This is a genomic window from Massilia sp. Soil_C_3 (assembly GCF_057657035.1).
The window spans coordinates 139726-160297 of record NZ_JBDGJG010000012.1; the positions used below are offsets into that span (position 1 = coordinate 139726).

At 64.9% G+C, this 20572-nt stretch carries 20 protein-coding genes; 10 read left to right on the forward strand and 10 right to left on the reverse strand.

The genetic code is table 11. The annotated features are described in order from the left end of the window. Positions 1 to 3: 3 nt before the first annotated feature. The 3 genes from AC3A6F_RS22955 to AC3A6F_RS22965 all read left to right on the forward strand — a co-directional run bounded on the left by AC3A6F_RS22955 (position 4) and on the right by AC3A6F_RS22965 (position 3869). Complete coding sequence (locus tag AC3A6F_RS22955) at positions 4 to 588, forward strand: nucleotidyltransferase family protein (protein ID WP_487685480.1); 585 nt, start codon at positions 4 to 6, stop codon at positions 586 to 588. Positions 589 to 690: 102 nt separating this feature from the next. Beyond that, a complete protein-coding gene (locus tag AC3A6F_RS22960; protein ID WP_487685482.1) occupies positions 691 to 2511 on the forward strand; it encodes a M61 family metallopeptidase in 1821 nt (606 codons plus the stop codon). 32 nt (positions 2512 to 2543) lie between these two features. Further along, positions 2544 to 3869: an amidohydrolase gene (locus tag AC3A6F_RS22965; protein WP_487685484.1), complete on the forward strand. Its 1326-nt coding sequence runs from the start codon at positions 2544 to 2546 to the stop codon at positions 3867 to 3869. 66 nt (positions 3870 to 3935) lie between these two features. Here the strand turns inward: AC3A6F_RS22965 and AC3A6F_RS22970 are convergent, their stop codons facing one another. Beyond that, positions 3936 to 4316, reverse strand: a complete 381-nt coding sequence (locus AC3A6F_RS22970; RefSeq protein WP_123072168.1) for a Fur family transcriptional regulator — start codon at positions 4314 to 4316, stop codon at positions 3936 to 3938. Between the two features lie 160 nt (positions 4317 to 4476). Between AC3A6F_RS22970 and AC3A6F_RS22975 the strand changes: the two genes are divergently transcribed. The 3 genes from AC3A6F_RS22975 (at position 4477) to AC3A6F_RS22985 (ending at position 9397) form a co-directional block, all read left to right on the forward strand. Further along, on the forward strand, positions 4477 to 6585 hold the full coding sequence (locus tag AC3A6F_RS22975) for a TonB-dependent receptor domain-containing protein (RefSeq protein WP_487685487.1): 2109 nt from the start codon (positions 4477 to 4479) through the stop codon (positions 6583 to 6585). 298 nt (positions 6586 to 6883) lie between these two features. Further along, entirely contained in the window at positions 6884 to 8893 is a 2010-nt protein-coding gene (locus AC3A6F_RS22980) for a TonB-dependent receptor (protein ID WP_487685490.1), read from the forward strand. 69 nt (positions 8894 to 8962) lie between these two features. Continuing rightward, a complete protein-coding gene (locus AC3A6F_RS22985; RefSeq protein WP_487685493.1) occupies positions 8963 to 9397 on the forward strand; it encodes a MerC domain-containing protein in 435 nt (144 codons plus the stop codon). 24 nt (positions 9398 to 9421) lie between these two features. Here the strand turns inward: AC3A6F_RS22985 and AC3A6F_RS22990 are convergent, their stop codons facing one another. The 7 genes from AC3A6F_RS22990 to rpe form a co-directional block, all read right to left on the reverse strand. Continuing rightward, the gene (locus tag AC3A6F_RS22990) at positions 9422 to 9925 is read right to left on the reverse strand and encodes a TonB C-terminal domain-containing protein (protein ID WP_487685496.1); all 504 of its coding nucleotides are present in this window, start codon (positions 9923 to 9925) and stop codon (positions 9422 to 9424) included. Positions 9926 to 10016: 91 nt separating this feature from the next. Next, a complete protein-coding gene (gene trpC / locus AC3A6F_RS22995) occupies positions 10017 to 10817 on the reverse strand; it encodes an indole-3-glycerol phosphate synthase TrpC (RefSeq protein WP_487685499.1) in 801 nt (266 codons plus the stop codon). Positions 10818 to 10836: 19 nt separating this feature from the next. Continuing rightward, on the reverse strand, positions 10837 to 11874 hold the full coding sequence (gene trpD / locus AC3A6F_RS23000) for an anthranilate phosphoribosyltransferase (RefSeq protein ID WP_487685502.1): 1038 nt from the start codon (positions 11872 to 11874) through the stop codon (positions 10837 to 10839). Between the two features lie 176 nt (positions 11875 to 12050). Continuing rightward, positions 12051 to 12614 carry an anthranilate synthase component II gene (locus tag AC3A6F_RS23005; protein WP_487685505.1) on the reverse strand — a complete coding sequence of 188 codons (564 nt, stop codon included), beginning with the start codon at positions 12612 to 12614 and terminating at the stop codon, positions 12051 to 12053. Position 12615: 1 nt separating this feature from the next. Then, the gene (trpE, locus tag AC3A6F_RS23010; protein ID WP_487685508.1) at positions 12616 to 14112 is read right to left on the reverse strand and encodes an anthranilate synthase component I; all 1497 of its coding nucleotides are present in this window, start codon (positions 14110 to 14112) and stop codon (positions 12616 to 12618) included. 200 nt (positions 14113 to 14312) lie between these two features. Continuing rightward, positions 14313 to 15011: a phosphoglycolate phosphatase gene (gene gph / locus AC3A6F_RS23015; protein ID WP_487685510.1), complete on the reverse strand. Its 699-nt coding sequence runs from the start codon at positions 15009 to 15011 to the stop codon at positions 14313 to 14315. Continuing rightward, positions 15011 to 15691: a ribulose-phosphate 3-epimerase gene (gene rpe / locus AC3A6F_RS23020; RefSeq protein ID WP_320475387.1), complete on the reverse strand. Its 681-nt coding sequence runs from the start codon at positions 15689 to 15691 to the stop codon at positions 15011 to 15013. Before rpe ends, gph begins: the two co-directional genes overlap by 1 nt. A gap of 201 nt (positions 15692 to 15892) precedes the next feature. Between rpe and apaG the strand changes: the two genes are divergently transcribed. Continuing rightward, complete coding sequence (apaG, locus tag AC3A6F_RS23025; RefSeq protein ID WP_109345171.1) at positions 15893 to 16267, forward strand: Co2+/Mg2+ efflux protein ApaG; 375 nt, start codon at positions 15893 to 15895, stop codon at positions 16265 to 16267. Here the strand turns inward: apaG and AC3A6F_RS23030 are convergent, their stop codons facing one another. Next, positions 16268 to 16396: a hypothetical protein gene (locus AC3A6F_RS23030; protein WP_267874139.1), complete on the reverse strand. Its 129-nt coding sequence runs from the start codon at positions 16394 to 16396 to the stop codon at positions 16268 to 16270. 19 nt (positions 16397 to 16415) lie between these two features. Here AC3A6F_RS23030 and mltA point away from each other — a divergent pair, with 19 nt between their 5' ends. The 3 genes from mltA to AC3A6F_RS23045 all read left to right on the forward strand — a co-directional run bounded on the left by mltA (position 16416) and on the right by AC3A6F_RS23045 (position 20261). Beyond that, positions 16416 to 17660, forward strand: a complete 1245-nt coding sequence (gene mltA / locus AC3A6F_RS23035) for a murein transglycosylase A (RefSeq protein WP_487685517.1) — start codon at positions 16416 to 16418, stop codon at positions 17658 to 17660. A 282-nt stretch (positions 17661 to 17942) separates the two neighbouring features. Then, positions 17943 to 18719: an enoyl-CoA hydratase gene (locus AC3A6F_RS23040; RefSeq protein ID WP_487685520.1), complete on the forward strand. Its 777-nt coding sequence runs from the start codon at positions 17943 to 17945 to the stop codon at positions 18717 to 18719. A gap of 3 nt (positions 18720 to 18722) precedes the next feature. Next, entirely contained in the window at positions 18723 to 20261 is a 1539-nt protein-coding gene (locus tag AC3A6F_RS23045; protein ID WP_487685523.1) for a phospholipase D family protein, read from the forward strand. A gap of 104 nt (positions 20262 to 20365) precedes the next feature. On the opposite strand, the gene AC3A6F_RS23050 is transcribed toward AC3A6F_RS23045, so the two are convergent. Beyond that, positions 20366 to 20572, reverse strand: a 207-nt coding sequence (locus AC3A6F_RS23050) for a hypothetical protein (RefSeq protein WP_487685526.1), incomplete at its 5' end; no start/stop codon positions are given.

Genomic DNA, 20572 nt, shown 5'->3' on the forward strand with positions numbered 1-20572 from the left:
GCCATGGCGCTGACGGGCATCCTGCTGGCTGCGGGACGGGGCCGCCGCTTCGACCCGGATGGCGCCCGCAACAAGCTGCTGCAGCGCCTGCCCGGCGGCGAACTGGTGGTCGCCGCCAGCGCGCGTACGCTGCTGGCCGTGTTCCCACGCGTGGTGGCGGTGGTGCCGCCCGCCGATGGCGGGGTGGGAGACGTGCTGCGCCAGCTCGGCTGCGAGGTGACGGTGTGCCCGGATGCCGACGGCGGCATGGGCCTGTCGCTGGCCCACGCGATCGGCCACTCCCTGCCCGGTCAGGCGCCCGGCCACGGCTGGCTGGTGGCGCTGGGCGACATGCCCTTCGTCGCCCCGTCCACCCTGCATGCGCTGGACGCTGCGGTCGAGGAGGGCGTCGCCATTGCCGCGCCCCTGTTCGAGGGCCGGCGCGGCAATCCGGTCGCCTTCGGCGCGCAGCACCGCGATGCCCTGCTGGCGCTGGACGGCGACCAGGGCGCGCGGCGCCTGCTGCAAAGCAGCCCGGTCGCCACGATCGACGTGCCCGACCCCGGCATCCTGCGCGACATCGATTCCCCTTCCGACCTGCCGGCCTAGCCGACGCGCCGCCCACCCGCCATGCATGGCGCGCGTTTTGCTTCGCCCGATGGATTACACTATGTCCATTCGGCGCGTCCCGAGAGACCATTCAAGAAGATCATGAAAAAGCCATCGCAGAAAAAGCAGAACGCCATCCACTACACGATTGTCCCCAAAGACCTGGCCGGTCACCTGTTCAACGTCACCGTCACGGTCGCCAATCCTGATCCCGACGGCCAGGCGTTCGTGCTGCCAGCCTGGATTCCGGGCAGCTACATGATCCGCGAGTTCGCGCGCAATATCGTGCGCATCCGCGCCGAGAGCGGCGGCCAGCCGCTCGCGCTCACCAAGCTGGATAAACACTCGTGGCGCGCCGCGCCTACCGCAGGCCCCCTGACCCTGCACTACGAGGTATATGCCTGGGACCTGTCGGTGCGCGCCGCCCACCTCGACCAGACCCACGGCTTCTTCAACGGCACCAGCGTGTTCCTGCGCGTGGTGGGGCAGGAGTCGCTCGTCCACCAGGTCGACATCCAGCGCCCAGCCGACCCGGCCGCCAAAACCTGGCGCGTGGCCACTGCGATGCCTGAAGCGGGCGCCAAGCGCTACGGCTTCGGCGCCTATGCCTGCGCCAACTACGACGAACTGATCGACCATCCGGTCGAGATGGGCGACTTCGAGCTGGCCACCTTCAAGGCCCATGGCATCCCGCACGACATCGTGATCACCGGCCGCGTGCCCAACCTCGACATGGCGCGCCTGCAGGCCGACCTGCAAGCGATCTGCGAGACCCAGATCGCCTTCTTCGAACCGAAGACGAAGCGCGCGCCGCTCGAGCGCTACGTGTTCATGACCATGGCCGTGGGCGATGGTTATGGCGGCCTCGAACACCGCGCCTCGACCGCCCTGATCTGCGCGCGCGCCGACCTGCCAAGCCTGGCCACGCCGAAGGCGGCCGAACCGGGCGAGGGTTATCTGCGCTTCCTGGGCCTGTGCAGCCACGAGTACTTCCACACCTGGAACGTCAAGCGCATCAAGCCGGCCGCCTTTGCCCCCTACGACCTGCAGGCCGAGAACTACACGCCGCTCCTGTGGCTGTTCGAAGGCTTCACCAGCTATTACGACGACCTGATGCTGGTGCGCGCCGGGATCATCGGCGAAGCGACTTATTTCAAGCTGCAGGCCAAGACGGTCGGCGGCGTGCTGCGCGGCAGCGGGCGCCTCAAGCAGAGCGTGGCCGATTCGAGCTTCGACGCCTGGAGCAAGTACTACCGCCAGGACGAGAATTCGCCGAACGCGATCATCAGCTACTACACCAAGGGTTCGCTGATCGCGCTGGCCTTCGACCTGACCATCCGCGCCAAAACTGGCGGCGCGAAATCGCTGGACGACATCATGCTGGCGCTGTGGGAGCGCTATGGACGCGACTTCTACAACGGCGCCGGCCGCGGCGTGACGGAACAGGAAGTCGAAGCGCTGTTCGACGAGATAAGCGGCCTCAAACTCAAGAACATGTTCGAGCGTTATGTGCGCGGCACCGAGGACCTGCCGCTGGCCAAGCTGTACGCGCCGCTGGGCGTGAAGCTGGTCGACGAGCGCAAGGGCGGAAAGGCCTCGCTGGACGCCGGCATCGGCCGCGACCCGCTCGGCGCCAAGCTCACCCAGGTGCACGAGGGCGGCGCCGCCCACCAGGCCGGCCTGTCGGCCCTGGACGTCGTGATCGCGATCGACGGCCTGCGCGTGAACGGCAATCCGCCGAACGTCGACGCGCTGCTGGCGCGCTACCGCGTCGGCGACCGCGTGACCGTGCACGCCTTCCGCCGCGACGAGCTGATGGCCTTCGACGTCACCCTGCAGGGCGACCGTGTGCCGGGCATCAGCCTGGCGCAGGCGGTGGCCGGGCGCAAGTCGGCCGCGATCAAGCGGCCGAGCGCGGTGTAATGGACAAGAATCTTCACAACGATAAGTATCCCATGACCTTTACTCGTATCGCCGCGGCAGCCGCCGTTTTCGCGTCGCTGGCACTGTCCACGAACGTCGCCCAGGCCCAGCAGGCCGCCCCGCTCAAGAACGACGTCGTCGCCAAGGTCGACGCCATGTACCCATGGCTCGACGCGGTCTATAAAGACCTGCACGCCCATCCCGAGATCGCGTTCCAGGAAGTGCGCACCGCCGGCAAGCTGGCGGCCGAGATGCGCAAGCTCGGCTTCACCGTCACCGAGAAGGTCGGCAAGACCGGCATCGTCGCGGTGCTCAAGAACGGCGCCGGCCCGACGGTCCTGGTGCGCACCGACATGGACGGCCTGCCGATGGAAGAGCGCACCGGCCTGCCGTACGCCAGCCGCGCCCGCGCCACCAGCGAAGGCCGCGACACCTTCGTGATGCACAGCTGCGGCCACGACATTCACATGACCAGCTGGCTCGCAACCGCCCGCACCCTGGTCGAACTGAAATCGCAGTGGAAGGGCACCCTGGTCTTCATCGGCCAGCCGGCCGAGGAAATCGTCGCCGGCGCCAAGGCCATGCTGGACGACGGCCTGTTCAAGCGCTTCCCGAAACCGGACTACGCCTTCGCCCTGCATTCCTGGCCGCTGGCCCATGGCACGGTGGGCTTCAACGACGGTCCGGTATCGTCCAACTCGGACTGGCTCGAGATCACCTTCAAGGGCCGTGGCGGCCATGGCTCGGCGCCTGATAAAACCATCGACCCGGTGGCGATCGCGGCGCGGTTCGTGGTCGACGTCCAGACCGTGGTGAGCCGCGAGAAGGATCCGAAGGAGTTCGGCGTGGTGACGGTCGGTTCGATCCAGGGCGGCACGGTCGGCAACATCATCCCGGACAGCGTGCAGGTGCGCGGCACCATCCGCTCGTACAGCCCGACTGTGCGCGCCAAGCTGCTCGAAGGCGTGCGCCGCGTGGCCGAAGGTTCGGCCGCGATGGCCGGTGCGCCGAAGCCGGACATGCTGATCGGCGGCGGTGGCCAGGCCATCGTCAACAGCACCGAGCTGGTGAACAAGACCGAGGTGGTGTTCAAGGAAGCCTTCGGCGCCGACAAGGCCAAGCGCATGCCGGCCATGACCGCCAGCGAAGACTTCTCGCTGTATGCCAACGAAGGCGTGCCGTCGATGTTCTTCTTCACCGGCGTCTACGATCCGAAGGTGGTGGCGGAAGCTGAGCGCGAGGGCGGCAAGCCGATCGCCTTCAACCACTCGCCGTTCTACGCGCCGGTGCCGGAGCCGTCGATCAAGACCGGCGCCCAGGCGATGACCCTGGCCGTGCTGAACGTGCTCGGAAAATAAACAGCCAGGCCATATGAAAACGGCCGGTCGCTTGCGCGCCGGCCGTTTTTGTTTTTATGCGGTTGTTCAGGACTTGAGGCAGTCGGCGCAGCGGCCGTACAGGGTCAGCTCGTGGCTTTCGACGCTGAAGCCTTTCGGCGCCATGTGCTCGATGTCGCCCGGGCAGGCGTGCACGTCGAATACGCGCTGGCAGACGGTGCACTGGAAGTGATGATGGTGGTGTTCGGCGGCGCTGGTCGACTCGTAGCGCGCGCCTTCGCCCGGCAGGGTGACGACCTTGAGCGCGCCGTCGTCCACCAGCGACTTCAGGTTGCGGTACACGGTCGCCATGCCCAGCTGGCTGACCTCGCGGCTGGCTTCGTCCAGGATCTCTTGTGGCGAAAGCGGGCGCTGCGCATGCTCGATCGCATGCAGGATGGCGGTTTTTTGACGTGTATTGCGTTGCATAGGGCGAAGGATACCTCAAAGCGCGCACTGGAATCAAAAAGCGCCAAAAAGCGGTTGAATGCTTAATGATAATGCCTTATCATTTCAACGTTAATGATAACGTATTATCGTTATCGGCACCATATGCATCCTGCCGCTCCATTCATTTCGAGGAACCACCATGTCTCACTTTTCCTGCAAGCGCACACCGCTGACCCTGGCGTTGATGCTGGCCTTCGGCGCGCCCCTGGCCGTCCATGCCCAGACGACGAGCCGTGCGGCCTCGGACCCGGACAGCGTGCCGACCGTGGTTGTGTCCGCCAGCGCCCTGGGCGTGGTCCACGACGACATGATCACCCCGGTGACCTCGCTCGGCGGCAGTGAACTGGTGCGCGCCCGCGAATCGACCCTGGGCGAAACCCTGGCCCACCAGCCCGGCATCACCTCGAGCCACTTCGGCGCCGGCGCCAGCCGTCCAGTGATCCGCGGCATGGACGGTCCGCGCGTGAAGATCCTGTCCGACGGCGCCGAGATCCAGGATGCCTCGACCATCAGCCCCGACCACGCCGTCGCTTTCGAGCCGGTCCTGGCCGAGCGCATCGAAGTGCTGCGCGGCCCGTCGGCCCTGGCCTATGGCGGCGGCGCGGTGGGTGGCGTGGTGAACATCCTCGACCGCAAGATCCCGACCGCGATGCCCGAGAAGGGCCTGGAAGGCAGCGCCGAAGTACGCGCCAATTCGGCGGCGCGCGAAAAGACCGGCGCCTTCGAATTTACCACGGCCGCCGGCAGCAACCTGGCCCTGCACCTGGAAGGCGTCAAACGCGATGCCGACGAGTACCGCGTCGGCAAGGACTGGAGCGAAGGCCGCCACGTGAACGGCAGCTACAAGGAATCCGAGACCGGCACCGTCGGCCTGTCGTGGATCGGCAAGAACGGTTATATCGGCGCCGCCTTCACCAAGGAACGCACCGAATACGGCATCCCGGGCCACGGCCACGAGTTCGCGAGCTGCCACCCGCATGGCTCGCACCTGCACTGCGGCGGTCATGAAGAAGAGGAGGGTCATGACCATGACGAGCACGGCGAGGAAGGCCACGATCACGACCATGACCATGAGCACGGCGAAGTGCCGGTCGTGAAGCTCGACAGCGAGCGCTGGGACATCCGCGGCGAGTACCGCAATCCGGTGGCCGGCATCGAGCGCGTGCGCATGCGCGCCTCGTTCACCGACTACGTCCACGACGAGCTGGAAGACAACGTCGTCTCGACCTCGTTCCGCAACAAGGGCCACGACGCCCGCCTGGAAGCGGTGCACGCGCCGCTGGCCGGCTGGCGCGGCGTGTTCGGCCTGCAGACCACGCGCCGCGACTTCTCGGCGATCGGCGAGGAAGCCTATGTGCCGCCGACCCTCACCAAGAAGCACGCCGCCTTCCTGACCGAGGAATACAAGCTCGATAACTGGCGCTTCGAGGCCGGCCTGCGCCACGAATGGCAGGACATCGAGGTCGATGCCCCCGGCCTGGTCGATACCGATGCGCGCGGCACCTCGGCCTCGGTCGGCGCCGTATGGAAGCTGGCGCCGCAATACTCCCTGCGCGCCTCGCTGTCGCGCAGCCACCGCCTGCCGACCGCCGAAGAACTGTATGCCGACGGCGTGCACCTGGCCACCGCCACCTATGAAGTCGGCAACCAGGACCTGGACAAGGAAACCTCGAACAACGTCGACCTCACCTTGCGCAAATTCGAAGGCGACACCACGTTCTCGGTCAGCGCCTTCCACAACCGCGTCGACAACTACATCTACGCGCACACGCTGGACAACCACGAAGGCTTCCAGCTGGTGGAATACGCCCAGCGCGACGCCACCTTCACCGGCCTCGAAGGCGAGATCCGCCAGAAGCTGAGCCCGGCGATCAGCGCGACCGTATTCGGCGACTACGTGCGCGCCCGTTTCGACGAGGGCGAGGGCAGCCGCAACCTGCCGCGCATCCCGGCCTCGCGCCTCGGCGTCAAGCTGGATGGCGACTGGAATCAGTGGCATGGCATGGTCGAGTTCTACCGCGTGGGCAAGCAGGACAAGCTGGCCGACTACGAGACCGAGACCGCCGGCTACAATATGCTCAACGTCGGCGCCCATTACTCGACCCGCATTGGCGGCGTGCCGACCCAGTTCTATGCGCGCCTGAACAACCTGACCGACGAACTGGCGTATAGCCACACTTCGTTCATCAAGAACGCGGCGCCACTGACCGGGCGTAACCTGACGGCGGGCATTCGGGTCATTTTCTGATCACCGTTCACCGTTCACCGTTAGCCCAAGCACGTCGTCCCCGCGCAGGTGGGGACCCAAGTCCTTCGCGCAGCCACTACGCTTTACGTAGTTGCGACGCTGGAAAACTTGGGTCCCCGCCTGCGCGGGGACGACGTATTTAATGGTGTCGATAGAACGACGTTTATGGTGTACAGCCGTTTTATAGCTGCACGCAATTGCTGCGCTGCGTTGAATCCTTAACGATAATGGGTTATCATTAGATTTCGCTTATGGTGCATCATTGCCACCACGGCGCATTCGACGACCAAGGATTCCCATGACTGACTTCACCGGCAAGCGCACGCCGCTCGCACTGGCCTGCTTGCTGGCGCTTGGCGCGCCGCTGACGGCCCATGCACAATCGACCGCAGCACCAGCGACCGCAGCTCCAGCGACCGCTGCGCCGGCAACCGTCATTGTGTCCGCCAGCGGACTCGGCGTGGCCAGCGACGACATGGTCACGCCGGTGACGTCGATCGGCGGCAATGAGCTGGTGCGTACCCGTCAGTCGACCCTGGGCGAAACCTTGTCGAGCATGCCGGGCATTACCTCGAGCCACTTCGGCGCCGGCGCCAGCCGTCCGATCATCCGCGGCATGGATGGCCCGCGCGTGAAGATCCTGTCCGACGGCTCCGAGATCCAGGATGCGTCCACCATCAGTCCCGACCACGCTGTTGCCTTTGAACCTGTCCTGGCCGAGCGCATCGAAGTATTGCGCGGCCCGTCGGCCCTGGCCTATGGCGGCGGCGCCGTCGGCGGCGTGGTGAACATCATCGACCGCAAGGTGCCGACCGCGATGCCCGAGAACGGCCTGGAAGGCAGTGCGGAAGTGCGCGCCAATTCGGCGGCGCGCGAAAAGACCGGCGCCGTCGAATTGACCACGGCCGCGGGCAGCAACGTCGCCCTGCACGTGGAAGGCGTCAAGCGCGATGCCGACGACTACCGCGTCGGCAAGGACTGGGAAGGCGGCCGCCGCGTCCCGGGCAGCTATAAGGAAACCGAAACCGGCACCGTGGGCATGTCCTGGGTCGGCAAGGACGGCTACCTGGGCGCCGCCTTCACCAAGGAGCGCGGCAAGTACGGCCTGCCGGGCCATGGCTTCGAGAACGAGGCGGGCGAGATCGAGGCGCCGGTGGTGGACCTCGATAGCGAACGCTGGGATGTGCGCGGCGAATACCGCAACCCGGTGGCCGGCATCGAGCGTGTGCGCCTGCGCGCCTCGTTCACCGACTACATCCACGACGAGGTCGAGGGCAGCGCGGTCGCCACCACCTTCAAGAACAAGGGCCACGACGGCCGCCTCGAGTTCGTGCATGCGCCGATTGCGGGCTGGCATGGCGTGTTCGGCCTGCAGACCACCCGCCGCGATTTCTCGGCCATCGGCGCCGAGGCCTATGTGCCGCCGACCCTGACCAAGAAGCATGCGGCCTTCCTGACCGAGGAATACAAGCTGGGCAATGTGCGCTTCGAGGCCGCCGTGCGCCACGAGTGGCAGGATGTCGACGTCGAGGTGGACAAGCCCGACAGCCACACGCGCGGCACCTCGCTGTCGGTCGGCGCCGTCTGGAAGTTCGCGCCGGAATACTCGCTGGGCACCTCGCTGTCGCACACGCACCGCCTGCCGACTGCCGAGGAATTGTTCGCGGACGGCCCGCACCTGGCGACCAACACCTATGAGATCGGCAACCCGAACCTGGTCAAGGAAACGTCGAACAACCTCGACCTGACCCTGCGCAAGTTCGCCGGCCGCACTACCTTTTCGCTCAGCGCCTTCCACAACCGCATCGGCGACTACATCTATTCGCAGACGCGCGGCGAGTTCGAAGGCCTGCAGCTGATCAACTACGCCCAGCGCGACGCCACCTTCACCGGCCTGGAAGGCGAGGTTGCGCACAACCTGTCGTCGGTGTGGACGACGACGCTGTTCGGCGACTACGTCCGCGCCCGCTTCGACGAAGGCCCGGGCAGCCGCGACATTCCGCGCACCCCGGCGCACCGCATCGGCGTCAAGCTCGAAGGCGACTGGGGCGCCTGGAATGGCCTTGCCGAGCTGGTCCGCGTGGGCAAGCAGGACAAGATCGCCGAGTTCGAGACCGAGACGCCCGGCTACACCACGCTGAACCTCAGCACGCACTACTCGACCCGCATCGGCACGCTGCCGGCGCAGCTGTACCTGCGCCTGAACAATGTGACCGATCGCCTGGCCTACAGCCACACCTCGTTCATCAAGGACTATGCACCGCTCACCGGCCGTAACCTGACGGCCGGCCTGCGCGTACTGTTCTAAACGGACCCGATCCACCGGCGTGGCGGACGCTTCTCGCGACGCCGGTTTTAAAGAAAGGAATAAGGGTTCATGAAATCCCTGATCAAATACGGCGATGTCGCCGGCATGGCGGCATCGATCCTGTGCCTGCTGCACTGCATGGCGATGCCACTCGTGATCCTGGCGTTTCCGATGCTCGGGCTGGCCCACGTGCACGACACCTTCCACGACACGCTGATCGCGGCGATCACCTTGCCGGTCTTGCTGGCGCTGGTGCCCGGCTACCTGAAGCATCGCGACAAGACCACCTTGCTGGTCGGCTGCGCCGGCCTGGCGATCTTTTTGGGCGCCGTCTTCGTCGTCAGCCCGCTGTTCGGCGAAACCGCCGAAGCGGTATGCGCCGTCATCAGCGGCTTCATGCTGCTGTATGCGCACCTGCGCAACCGCCGTCACTGCAAGCGTTGCAGCGCTCGCGCACAGGACGCCGCCGGCCACCCGGCGCCGGCATCCTGCCACCCTCACTAAGAATCTATCCCGGTAGGTTCTAAGCTACAAGCCTGCGCGCTGCGGCCCCGCCAGCGTGCGCAGCTGGAAGCGGTAACGCTCGCCAAACAGGAAGGTCTCGGAGAACGTCATGAGGTCGGCATGCTCCGGCCCCAGTCCATCGGGTGGCGGCAGCGGACCGCTGCGGCGCAGCGAAGCCAGCGCAACCTCGGAGGCGCCCTGGTCGCGCGAGCGCTGCACCTGGACGTCGGCAAGCTGGCCCGCGCGGTCGACCGTGATGTTCAGCACCACCACCGCCGGCAGCATGGGCGGCAATTCTCCCTCGAACACTCTTTCTGGATTGCGCTGCATGACGTGGCGCGCGACGTCGGCTTTATAGGCGTTGAGCGTGCGCGTTAGCGGAGGGGCGGGGATGGGTGTCAGCGGAATGGTCACCGCTTGGGCCTGTGGCGCAGGCGCCGGTGGCTGGGTCGACGTGCCGCATGCGGCCAGGGCCGCGAGCACGGTCAGTGCAAGAAAGAAGAAGATGCTGCGATAAGAGTTCTTCATGGCGGATGCAGGACAGTCGCAGGTCGCGCCGGTATTGGCGTACCTGTTCGACCCATCCGTGCATCCGGAGTTCCTCTACCGTTCTTTAACGTTATGCGAACAGGCGCTGCAGTTCGCGGCCAGGATTTTCCGCGCGCATGAAGGCTTCGCCGACCAGGAAGGCGTGGACATCGGCCTCGCGCATGCGCTGCACGTCGCCCGGGCCGAGGATGCCCGATTCGGTCACCACCAGGCGGTCCTTCGGGATGCGCGGCAGCAGGCCGAGCGTGGTGTCGAGGGTGACGTCGAAGGTGCGCAGGTTGCGGTTGTTGATGCCCAGCAGCGGCGTCTTGAGCTTGAGCGCGGCATCGAGTTCCTCGCCGTCGTGCACTTCGACCAGCACGTCCATGCCGAGGTCCATGGCGCAGGCTTCCAGTTCTGCCATCAGGCCGTGGTCGAGCGCCGCCACGATCAACAGGATCGCATCGGCGCCCATCGCGCGCGCTTCATACACTTGATACGGGTCGACCATGAAATCCTTGCGCAGCACCGGCAGCGCGCAGGCGGCGCGCGCCTGCTGCAGGTAATCCACCGAACCCTGGAAGAACTGGACGTCGGTCAGCACCGACAGGCAGGCCGCGCCGTGTTCGGCATAGCTTTGCGCGATCGCGGCCGGCTGGAAGTCGGGGCGCAGCACGCCTTTCGATGGCGAGGCTTTCTTGACTTCGGCGATCACGCCGGCCTGGCCCGCGGCGATTTTCGCGCGCAGGCTGGATTCGAAGCCGCGCAGGGCGGCGCGCGCGTCGCGGTCGCTTTCGACCTCGCTGCGCAGGCTGTACAGGTCGCGGTGCTTGCGCGCGGCGGCCACTTCGTCGGCCTTCACGGCCAGGATCTTGTTGAGGATGTCGGACATCGATGCTCTCGCAATACGTTTAATTGACGGCGCCGAGCTGGCGCGTGATCTGGACGAACTGCTCCAGCTTGGCGATGGCGGCGCCGGAGGCGATCGCTTCGCGCGCCTTGTGCAGACCGGCTTCGATCGAGCCGGTCACGCCGGCCGCATACAGCGCGGTGCCGGCATTCAGGGCCACAATGTCGTGGGCCGGGCCAGGCTCGCCGCGCAGCGCTTCGAGTATGCGCGCCTTCGACTCTTCGGCATTGCTCACCTTGAGGTTGCGGCTCGAGATCATCGACAGGCCGAAGTCTTCCGGGTGGATCTCGTATTCGCGGATCTCGCCACCCACCAGCTCACCGACCAGGGTGCCGGCGCCAAGCGAGACTTCGTCCATATTGTCGCGCCCCCACACCACCACCGCATGCTCGGCGCCGAGGCGCTGCAGCACACGCACCTGGATGCCGACCAGGTCGGGGTGGAACACGCCCATCAGGATGTTCGGTGCGCCGGCCGGATTGGTCAGCGGCCCGAGGATGTTGAAGATGCTGCGCACGCCCAGCTCGCGCCGCACCGGCGCCACATGCTTCATCGCCGCGTGGTGGTTGGGGGCGAACATGAAGCCGATGCCGGTCTGGGCGATCGACTGGGCGATCTGCTCGGGCTTCAGGTCGATGTGGGCGCCGAAGGCTTCGATCACGTCGGCGCTGCCGGACGAGGACGAGACGCTGCGGCCGCCATGCTTGGCTACGCGCGCGCCGGCGGCAGCGGCCACGAACATCGAGGCGCTCGAGATATTGAAGGTGTTGGCGCCGTCGCCGCCGGTGCCGACGATGTCGAGCAGGTGGGTGGTGTCGGCCATCGGCACCTTGGTCGAGAACTCGCGCATCACCTGGGCGGCGGCGGTGATCTCGCCGATGGTTTCCTTCTTGACCCGCAGGCCCATGGTCAGGGCCGCGACCATGGTCGGCGACATCTCACCCGCCATGATCTGGCGGAACAAATGCAGCATCTCGTCGTGGAAGATCTCGCGGTGTTCGATGCAGCGCAGCAGCGCTTCTTGTGGGGTGATCGGCATGATGGTTCCAGTCTTTTTATTCAGCTAGCGGTGAAACCGTCGTTCCCGCGCAGGCGGGAACCTAAGTTCGTTGCGTGCCCGGGTGCTTAATCAGTTCCAGGCTGCGGAGAAGACTTGGATTCCTGCGGGGCCGCCTAGGCCTTCGCGGGAATGACGGTGCATACGACAGCGATGTCTTAGCGCGTCAGGAAATTCTTGAACAGGGCGTGACCGTGCTCGGACAGGATCGACTCGGGGTGGAACTGCACGCCCTCGATGTCATAGTCCTTGTGGCGCACGCCCATGATCTCGCCGTCGTCGGTCCACGCCGTCACTTCGAGGCAGGACGGCAGCGAGGATCGTTCAATAGCCAGCGAGTGGTAGCGGATCACGGTAAAGGGGCTGGGCAGGTCGGTGAACACGCCTTCGCCGATGTGGGCGATGCTCGAGGTCTTGCCGTGCATGACCTGCTTGGCGCGGATTACCTTGCCGCCAAAGGCTTCGCCGATCGCCTGGTGGCCCAGGCACACGCCCAGGATCGGCAGCTTGCCCTTGAATTCTCGCAGGATGTCGAGCGAGATGCCGGCATCCTTCGGCGCCTTCGGGCCCGGCGAGATGCAGATGCGGTCGGGCCTCAATGCTGCGATCTGTTCGATGGTGATCTCGTCATTGCGCACGGTGTGCACGTCCTCACCCAGCTCGCCGAAGTATTGCACGATGTTGTAGGTGAACGAGTCGTAGTTGTCGATCATTAGCAGCATGTCAGAACTCCCCATCCAGGCCATCTTGCACTTGCTCGGCCGCGCGCAGCACCGCGCGCGCTTTCTTTTCAGTCTCTTGCCATTCCATCTCGGGGATCGAGTCGGCCACGATGCCGGCCGCGGCCTGCACATACAGGTTGCCATCCTTGATCACGCCGGTGCGGATCGCGATGGCGACGTCCATCTCGCCACCGAAGCTCAGGTAGCCGCAGGCGCCGCCATAGATGCCGCGCTTCACAGGCTCTAATTCATCGATGACTTCCATCGCCCGCACCTTCGGCGCGCCGGTGAGCGTACCGGCCGGGAAGGTGGCGCGCAGCACGTCGAGGTTCGACATGCCGTCTTTCAGCTTGCCTTCGACGTTGGAGACGATGTGCTGCACGTGCGAGTATTTTTCGATGACCATGCGGTCCGTCACCTTGACGCTGCCGGTGTCGGCGATGCGGCCGATGTCGTTGCGCGCCAGGTCGATCAGCATCACGTGCTCGGCGACTTCCTTCGGATCGTTCAGCAGTTCTTCGGCCAGCGCCGCATCCTGCTCGGGCGTCGCGCCGCGGCCCCGCGTGCCGGCGATCGGGCGCAGGGTGACCTTGCGGCCGGCGTCTAGCGAGAGCTCGTTGCGCACCAGGATCTCGGGCGAGGCGCCGACGATCTGCATATCGCCGAAGTTGTAGTAGTACATATACGGCGACGGGTTCAGCGAGCGCAGCGAGCGGTACAGCGACAGCGGCGAATCCACGTAGGGCTTGCGGATGCGCTGGCCGATCTGCACCTGCATCAGGTCGCCCGCCATCACGTATTCATGGGCTTTCGCGACGGCCTTGAGGTAATCCTCCTTGCCGAAGTCGCGCACTTCGGCGGTACGCACCGAGCTCGAGGTGACCGGGGCGTCGACGCTCCGGCGCAGCATCATGCGCAAGTCTTTCAGGCGCTGGCGGCCGCGCGAGTAGCTTTCTGGCTGGCCCGGGTCGGCATACACGATCAGGTACAGCTTGCCGGACAGGTTGTCGATCACGGCCAGTTCTTCGGTCACCATCAGCTGGATGTCCGGCAGGCCCAGTTCATCGCGCGGGGCGGTATCGGCCAGCTTGCGCTCGATATGGCGCACCGTGTCGTAGCCGAAGTAGCCGGCCAGGCCGCCGCAGAAGCGCGGCAGGCCGGGACGCAAGGCGACCTTGAAGCGCGCCTGGAATTGCTCGATGAAGTCGAGCGGATTGCCCTCGTGCGTTTCGATCACTTCGCCGTTCTTGACGATCTCGGTGAGATTGCCGGTGGTGCGCAGCAACGTGTGGGCTGGCAGGCCGATGAAGGAATAGCGGCCGAAGCGCTCGCCGCCCACCACCGACTCCAGCAGGAAGGTGTTCTTGCCGGTGTGCTGGGACTGGGCCAGCTTGAGGTAGAGCGTGAGCGGGGTTTCGAGGTCGGCGAAGGCTTCCGCGATCAGTGGGATGCGGTTGTAGCCCTGGTTGGCCAGCGACTTGAATTCGAGTTCGGTCATGTTTTCTCCGTGCCGCCCGGGGTTGGTGGGGCGGTGGTGTGCTTCAAAAAACCTGCCGGGGGAAGTGTGCAAACGAACGCACCCGGCAGCAATCGATACGGCTTAGTTAGCCCAGGATTGCCAGCGTCGCCAAAGCCAGGCCTCAAGGGCGCCGGTCTGGTTGACAGTGTGTTTTTTGGTGAAAAACATGGTTAAATGACTTAGTTTGCGGTGCGATTGTGTGCAGCGATCAGGGCCGCCGCTTCGAGTAGCGAATCAACTATACCATCGGATTGAATTTCTTGTACAGGGCGTCCGTGGTTATAACCATATGGAACGGTCAACACGAAGCAACCCGCGCCACGGGCGCTTTCGGCATCGTTGGACGAGTCGCCGATCGCCACCACACAGCCCGGCGGCAGGTCGAGCGCGGCGCAGGCGCCAAGCATCGGCATCGGGTCCGGCTTCTTCTTCGCGAACGAGTCGCCGCCGAACACCTGCTCGAAGTAGGGCGCCAGGCCTTTCTGGTCGAGCAGGGGCAGGGTAAAGGCAACAGGCTTGTTGGTCACGCATACCAGGCGCAGGCCGAGGTCGCGCATGGCTTGCAGGCCTTCGAGCACGCCGTCGAACAGCGTGCTGCGGTCGCCGTTGATGGCGAGGTAGTGACGCTGGTAGCCGGCGATCGCTTCTTCATACGCCGCATCGACTCGTGTGGCGTCCCAGTCGAGCAGCAGCGCATCGCGCACCAGCTTTTCGGAACCCTTGCCGACCAGCGGCTTGATGACGGCCTGGGTGATGGGACCCAGGCCCAGGTCGGCGCGCATGCCGTTCAGGGCCGCCTCGAAGTCGGGCACCGTGTCGAGCATGGTGCCGTCGAGGTCGATGATGGCGGCCCGGATGCCTGCTGCGCCGGCCCGCATTATTTAGCCACCGTGGCCACGGTTTTTAACTCAGCGCGCATGGCGTCGATCACGGCCTTGTAGTCTGGCTTGCCGAAGATGGCCGAGCCGGCGACGAAGGTGTCGGCGCCCGCGGCGGCGGCGGCGGCGATGTTCTCGGCCTTGATGCCGCCATCGACTTCCAGCATGATGTCGCGGCCCGATTCATCGATCATGCGGCGTGCGATCGCGATCTTCTTGAGTGCTTCTGGGATGAAGGACTGGCCGCCGAAGCCCGGGTTGACCGACATGATCAGGATCATGTCGATCTTGTCCATCACGTGTTCCAGGTAGTGCATCGGGGTGCCCGGGTTGAACACCAGGCCGGCCTTGCAGCCGTGGTCGCGGATCAGTTGCAGGGTGCGGTCGATGTGTTCCGACGCTTCCGGGTGGAAGGTGATGATGTTGGCGCCGGCCTTGGCGAAATCGGGGATGATGCGGTCCACCGGCTTGACCATCAGGTGCACGTCGATCGGCACGTCCACATGCGGGCGGATCGCCTGGCACACCAGCGGGCCGATGGTCAGGTTCGGGACGTAGTGGTTGTCCATCACGTCGAAGTGGATGATGTCGGCGCCGGCGGCGACGACGTTGCGCACTTCTTCGCCCAGGCGGGCGAAATCGGCGGACAGGATGCTGGGAGCGATGCGGTAGGTGGTCATGGGACGATGGGGCGGGATTGAACAAGAAGCCGCTATTCTACGCCGGTCGGGGCCCGGGTTGGCGTCTTGCGGCCCGTTCTTCCCGCTTGCAGCGCCGGGATCGGGCCGCAGGCGGTATCATTATTGTTGTTTGCGCCACACGGCGCGCCGGCCGCCGCGTAGAGAGCAGCGGCCTTGTTAATGATCATCCAAGGAAACCCGATGCCCGCCTACGATTTCACTGTCACCGTCAGAACGCAATACCTGCCGGAGCAGTCCGACCCTGACCGGAGCCAGTTCGTGTTCAGCTACGCCATCACGATCAAGAACACCGGCAGCATCGCGGCCCAGCTCATCTCACGCCATTGGGTGATCCTTGACGCCAACAACCAGATGCAAGAAGTCCGCGGGCTGGGCGTGGTCGGCCACCAGCCGCTGCTGCAGCCGGGCGAACAGTTCGAGTACACCAGCGGCACCCAGCTCGGCACCGCCCAGGGCTCGATGCGCGGCGAATACTTCTGCGTGGCCGAGGATGGCCATCGTTTCGAGACCCCGATCCCGGAATTCGTGCTGTCGCCGCCACGTTCGCTGCACTGATCAGGGCCGCTTGTCGCTGCTGTCGTCGTCCTTGCGGTCGACGTCCTTGCGACCGGCGAACATGGTCCACCAGACGATAAATACGAGCAGGAACAGCGCCACGCCGGCTTCCACCATCAGGATCCACATATTCGTCCCCATACCTTTTATGTATACGACACGCCGCAGTGTACCTTCCCTGATCGCCGTCGTCTGCCTGTTGAGCGCCTGCTCGACCACGCCGCAGCCGGAACAGCCGCCCATCACGATGCCGCCGCCGGTAGGGCCGGTGGTGGTGCCGCCAACGCCGCCCACCGAGCAGCCGGCGCCTCCACCCGAACCGCCGCCCGCACCGACGCCGCCCCTCACGCCGGTGAGTTTCGAGGCGCTGCCCGGTTGGCAGCAGGACGACGTGCGCCAGGCCTGGCCGGCCTTCCAGCAGTCGTGCAGCGTGCTGGCCACGCGCGCGGCCGAGTGGAAGACGCCGTGCGCGGCGGCGCGCTCGGTCGATGCCGGCGATGCAGCGGCGGTGCGTCGCTTCTTCGAGACGTATTTCGTGCCCAACCAGGTGCGCAATCCCGACGGCACCGACACCGGCATGATCACCGGCTACTACGAGGCGATGCTGTACGGCTCGCGCAAGCGCGGCGGCACTTACCAGACCCCGTTGTACCGGGTGCCGGACGATCTGATCACGGTCGACCTGGGCGGCATCTATCCGGACTTGCAAAACCGGCGACTGCGCGGGCGGCTGTCCGGCAAGTCGCTGGTCCCTTATTACAGCCGCGCCGAGATCGACCGCGCGCCACTGAAAGGCAGGGAACTGCTGTGGGTGAACGATCCGGTGGAGGCCTTCTTCCTCGAGGTGCAGGGCTCGGGCCGCGTGCAGCTCGATGGCGGCGAGACGGTGCGGGTCGGCTATGCCGACCAGAACGGCCATCCATATAAGGCGATCGGGCGCTGGTTCGTGGAGCAGGGCATCATGACGCCCGACCAGGTGTCGGCGCAGTCGATCCGCGCCTGGCTGGCGGCCAATCCGGCGCGCCGCCAGGAAGTACTGAACGTGAACGCCAGTTATATCTTCTTCACCGAGCAGAAGGTGACGGACCCGAACGCCGGCCCGAGGGGCGCGCTGAACGTGCCGCTCACGCCGGGCCGCTCGATCGCGATCGATCGCAGCATCCTGCCGCTGGGCGCGCCGGTCTGGCTGTCGACCACCATGCCCAAGGATGGGGCGCCGCTGCAGCGCCTGGTGATGGGGCAGGACGTGGGCGGCGCCATCCGCGGCGCGGTGCGGGCCGACTTCTTCTTCGGCTTCGGGCCGGAGGCGACCGAGAACGCGGGCCTGATGAAGCAGCAGGGTTCGTTGTGGGTGCTGCTGCCCAAAGCCGCGGCGCCGGACACGGTCCGCTAGGGAAGCACTGATTTATTCTGGCGGGAGAGAATCGGTCACGAAAAATGTGCCCGGCAAGGCGCAAACCGCAGCGATACCCCGTGGTATCGCGAGGATTTGCAACGCTGCAGGGTGCGTTTTTTCGTGGCCGATTCCCCGCCATGAATAAATCAGTGCTTCCCTAGGCTTGCGTCCGGCAGATCATTTGCAGCGTATCTACCCTGACTCAACAACCCGCTCGACTTGACGTGCGCGTAAAGCGCTAGAATCGCAGAGTCGTGATTAACCAAATAAGGGTGTGATATGGAATATGCTGACCTGTTGATCGAGAACCATGGCAAGGTTGTCGTGGTACGCCTGAACCGTCCGAAGGCGATGAATGCGCTGAACGACAATATGATGAACGAGCTGGGCGACGCCTTGCGCAAGTTCGACAAGGATCCGGCGATCAATGTGATCGTGCTGACGGGCAGCGAGAAGGCGTTCGCGGCGGGCGCCGACATCGCCGCGATGGCCAATTACGATTACCAGGAAACCTACGGCAATAACTACATCGGCCGTAACTGGGAGCACATCCTCGACATCCGCAAGCCGGTCATCGGCGTGGTCTCGGGTTATTGCCTGGGTGGCGGTTGCGAGCTGGCGATGATGTGCGATTTCCTGATCGCCGCCGACAGCGCCAAATTCGGCCAGCCAGAGATCAAGGTCGGCGTCACCCCTGGCGCGGGCGGCACCCAGCGCCTGCCGCGCGCGATTTCCAAGTCGAAGGCGATGGACATGCTGCTCACCACGCGCATGATCGACGCCGCCGAGGCGGAGCGCACCGGCCTGGTGTCGCGCGTGTATCCGGCGGCCGAGGTGATGATTGAAGCGATCAAGATTGCCCAGGGTATCGCCGAGATGCCGGTGTCGGTGGCGATGCAGATCAAGGATTGCGTCAATCAGGCCTACGAGACGACCCTGAGCCAGGGCGTGGCCTACGAGCGCCGCTATTTCCACGCCGGTTTCGGCACGCCTGCCCAGAAAGAAGGCATGTCGGCCTTCCTCGACAAGCGCAAGCCGGACTTCGAAGGGCTGTAATCGATGGGCGCGCGCGGCAAAGTATTGCTGGTGGTGCCGGCGGCTCTGCTGGCGCTGTCCCTGACGTTGACGAGTTGCTCGTCGCTGCCGCCGCTGGAGGGCAGGGTGGCAAGTACGGCTTTCGTCGAAACTGACGATACCCGTCTCGGCAAGGCCTTGCTGCCGCTCACGATGGCACACCCCGGCCTGGTGGGCATTCATGCCCTCGCGGATGGGCGTGACGCCTTTGCCGCGCGTGCCGTCCTGGCGCAGGCTGCCGATCGTAGCCTGGATGTCCAGTACTATATATGGCGTAACGACACCACCGGCATGCTGATGTTCGACGCGCTCACGAAAGCAGCCGAGCGCGGAGTGCGCGTGCGTCTTCTGCTCGATGACAACAACACCGCCGGACTCGATGGCGCGCTGGCCGCGCTCGACGCCCATCCCATGATCGAGGTCCGGCTATTCAATCCGAATGCTATCCGTTCGATGAGGATGGTCGGCATGGCCGCCGATTTCATGCGTCTCAACCGCCGCATGCACAATAAATCGTTCACCGCCGATAACCAGGTCACGATCGTGGGCGGACGCAATGTGGGTGACGAGTATTTCGGCGCAGCGGGCGAAATTTCGTTCGCCGATCTCGATGTCATCGCGGCCGGCCCGGTGGTGCGGGCGGTCTCGGATGATTTCGACCTGTACTGGAACAGCCCATCCGCCTACCCGCTGGTGCTGCTGGCGCCGGATGCCGTCGCCGAGCCGGCCTTCAAACCCGATGCCGAGGCGCAGGCCTATCTGGATGCGATCAAGCGCTCCGCATTCCTGGAGCAGTTGGTGGGAGGGAGCTTGCCGCTGGAGTGGGCGCGCACGAAATTCGTCAGCGACGATCCCGCCAAGGTGGTGGGCAAGGCCGCGCGCGAAGCGAATATCGCCGTCAAGCTCAAGGAACTGCTGGGTGAACCGACGCGTGACCTCGAGCTGGTGTCGCCCTATTTCGTGCCGGGCAAGGAGGGTGTGGATGCCTTCGTCGGCTTGGCCGACAAAGGTGTGCAGACCAGAATATTGACCAATTCCCTCGAGGCGACCGACGTCGCGGCGGTGCACGCCGGTTATGCCAAGTGGCGCAAGCCCCTGCTCGAGGCGGGGGTGACCTTATATGAACTGCGCCGCGAGGCAACCGACGAGCCGTCGCGCGGAAAGCGCGGCAGCGGCAGCGGAATCGGCAGTTCGGATGCGAGCCTGCATGCCAAGACCTTCGGGGTAGATGGCAACCGGGTTTTTGTCGGCTCCTTCAATTTCGACCAGCGGTCGATTCACCTGAATACCGAAATGGGCGTCGTGATCGATAGCCCGGCGCTGGCCGCGCGCCTGACCGAGACCCTGGACAGGACATTGCCGACGCGCGCCTATGAGGTACGACTCGATGAGCGGGGCTCGGTGATCTGGATCGAGCGGCGTGGCGATCAGGTGGTCCGCCATGAGACGGAGCCTGGCACGAGCTGGTTCAAACGGGCTGTGGTAAAGGCATTGTCGTGGCTCCCGATCGACTGGCTGTTGTAGTCGCCAAACTTTCTTTCGCATGCTCTTGCGGACCGGGTAGTTGGTTTGCTATAGTTCGCCTCCGCTTCGGCACTGACCGAAAAAACGCAAGCCAAATCAAACGGTTAGCGTGATGAGGTCAGCAGTGAAAACTGCGACGAAGCGAAACGAAGGGGTTGACGAAAAACGAAAAACACTTCATACTCTCTTTCCTCTGCTGCTGACGAACAAAACGATTCGAAGCAACGCAGCAGATGATGCAGTACCGAATAAAGTTCTTTAAAAATTAACAGTCGATAAGTGTGGGCGTTTGATGAAGGTGCCAAGAACTT

Bases quoted from the DNA above. Each gene is read 5' to 3' on its own strand.
- AC3A6F_RS22955 (WP_487685480.1), top strand. From the start codon at position 4: ATGGCGCTGACGGGCATCCTGCTGGCTGCGGGACGGGGCCGCCGCTTC.
- AC3A6F_RS22960 (WP_487685482.1), top strand. From the start codon at position 691: ATGAAAAAGCCATCGCAGAAAAAGCAGAACGCCATCCACTACACGATT.
- AC3A6F_RS22965 (WP_487685484.1), top strand. From the start codon at position 2,544: ATGACCTTTACTCGTATCGCCGCGGCAGCCGCCGTTTTCGCGTCGCTG.
- AC3A6F_RS22970 (WP_123072168.1), bottom strand. From the start codon at position 4,316: ATGCAACGCAATACACGTCAAAAAACCGCCATCCTGCATGCGATCGAG.
- AC3A6F_RS22975 (WP_487685487.1), top strand. From the start codon at position 4,477: ATGTCTCACTTTTCCTGCAAGCGCACACCGCTGACCCTGGCGTTGATG.
- AC3A6F_RS22980 (WP_487685490.1), top strand. From the start codon at position 6,884: ATGACTGACTTCACCGGCAAGCGCACGCCGCTCGCACTGGCCTGCTTG.
- AC3A6F_RS22985 (WP_487685493.1), top strand. From the start codon at position 8,963: ATGAAATCCCTGATCAAATACGGCGATGTCGCCGGCATGGCGGCATCG.
- AC3A6F_RS22990 (WP_487685496.1), bottom strand. From the start codon at position 9,925: ATGAAGAACTCTTATCGCAGCATCTTCTTCTTTCTTGCACTGACCGTG.
- trpC (WP_487685499.1), bottom strand. From the start codon at position 10,817: ATGTCCGACATCCTCAACAAGATCCTGGCCGTGAAGGCCGACGAAGTG.
- trpD (WP_487685502.1), bottom strand. From the start codon at position 11,874: ATGCCGATCACCCCACAAGAAGCGCTGCTGCGCTGCATCGAACACCGC.
- AC3A6F_RS23005 (WP_487685505.1), bottom strand. From the start codon at position 12,614: ATGCTGCTAATGATCGACAACTACGACTCGTTCACCTACAACATCGTG.
- trpE (WP_487685508.1), bottom strand. From the start codon at position 14,112: ATGACCGAACTCGAATTCAAGTCGCTGGCCAACCAGGGCTACAACCGC.
- gph (WP_487685510.1), bottom strand. From the start codon at position 15,011: ATGCGGGCCGGCGCAGCAGGCATCCGGGCCGCCATCATCGACCTCGAC.
- rpe (WP_320475387.1), bottom strand. From the start codon at position 15,691: ATGACCACCTACCGCATCGCTCCCAGCATCCTGTCCGCCGATTTCGCC.
- apaG (WP_109345171.1), top strand. From the start codon at position 15,893: ATGCCCGCCTACGATTTCACTGTCACCGTCAGAACGCAATACCTGCCG.
- AC3A6F_RS23030 (WP_267874139.1), bottom strand. From the start codon at position 16,396: ATGTGGATCCTGATGGTGGAAGCCGGCGTGGCGCTGTTCCTGCTCGTA.
- mltA (WP_487685517.1), top strand. From the start codon at position 16,416: ATGTATACGACACGCCGCAGTGTACCTTCCCTGATCGCCGTCGTCTGC.
- AC3A6F_RS23040 (WP_487685520.1), top strand. From the start codon at position 17,943: ATGGAATATGCTGACCTGTTGATCGAGAACCATGGCAAGGTTGTCGTG.
- AC3A6F_RS23045 (WP_487685523.1), top strand. From the start codon at position 18,723: ATGGGCGCGCGCGGCAAAGTATTGCTGGTGGTGCCGGCGGCTCTGCTG.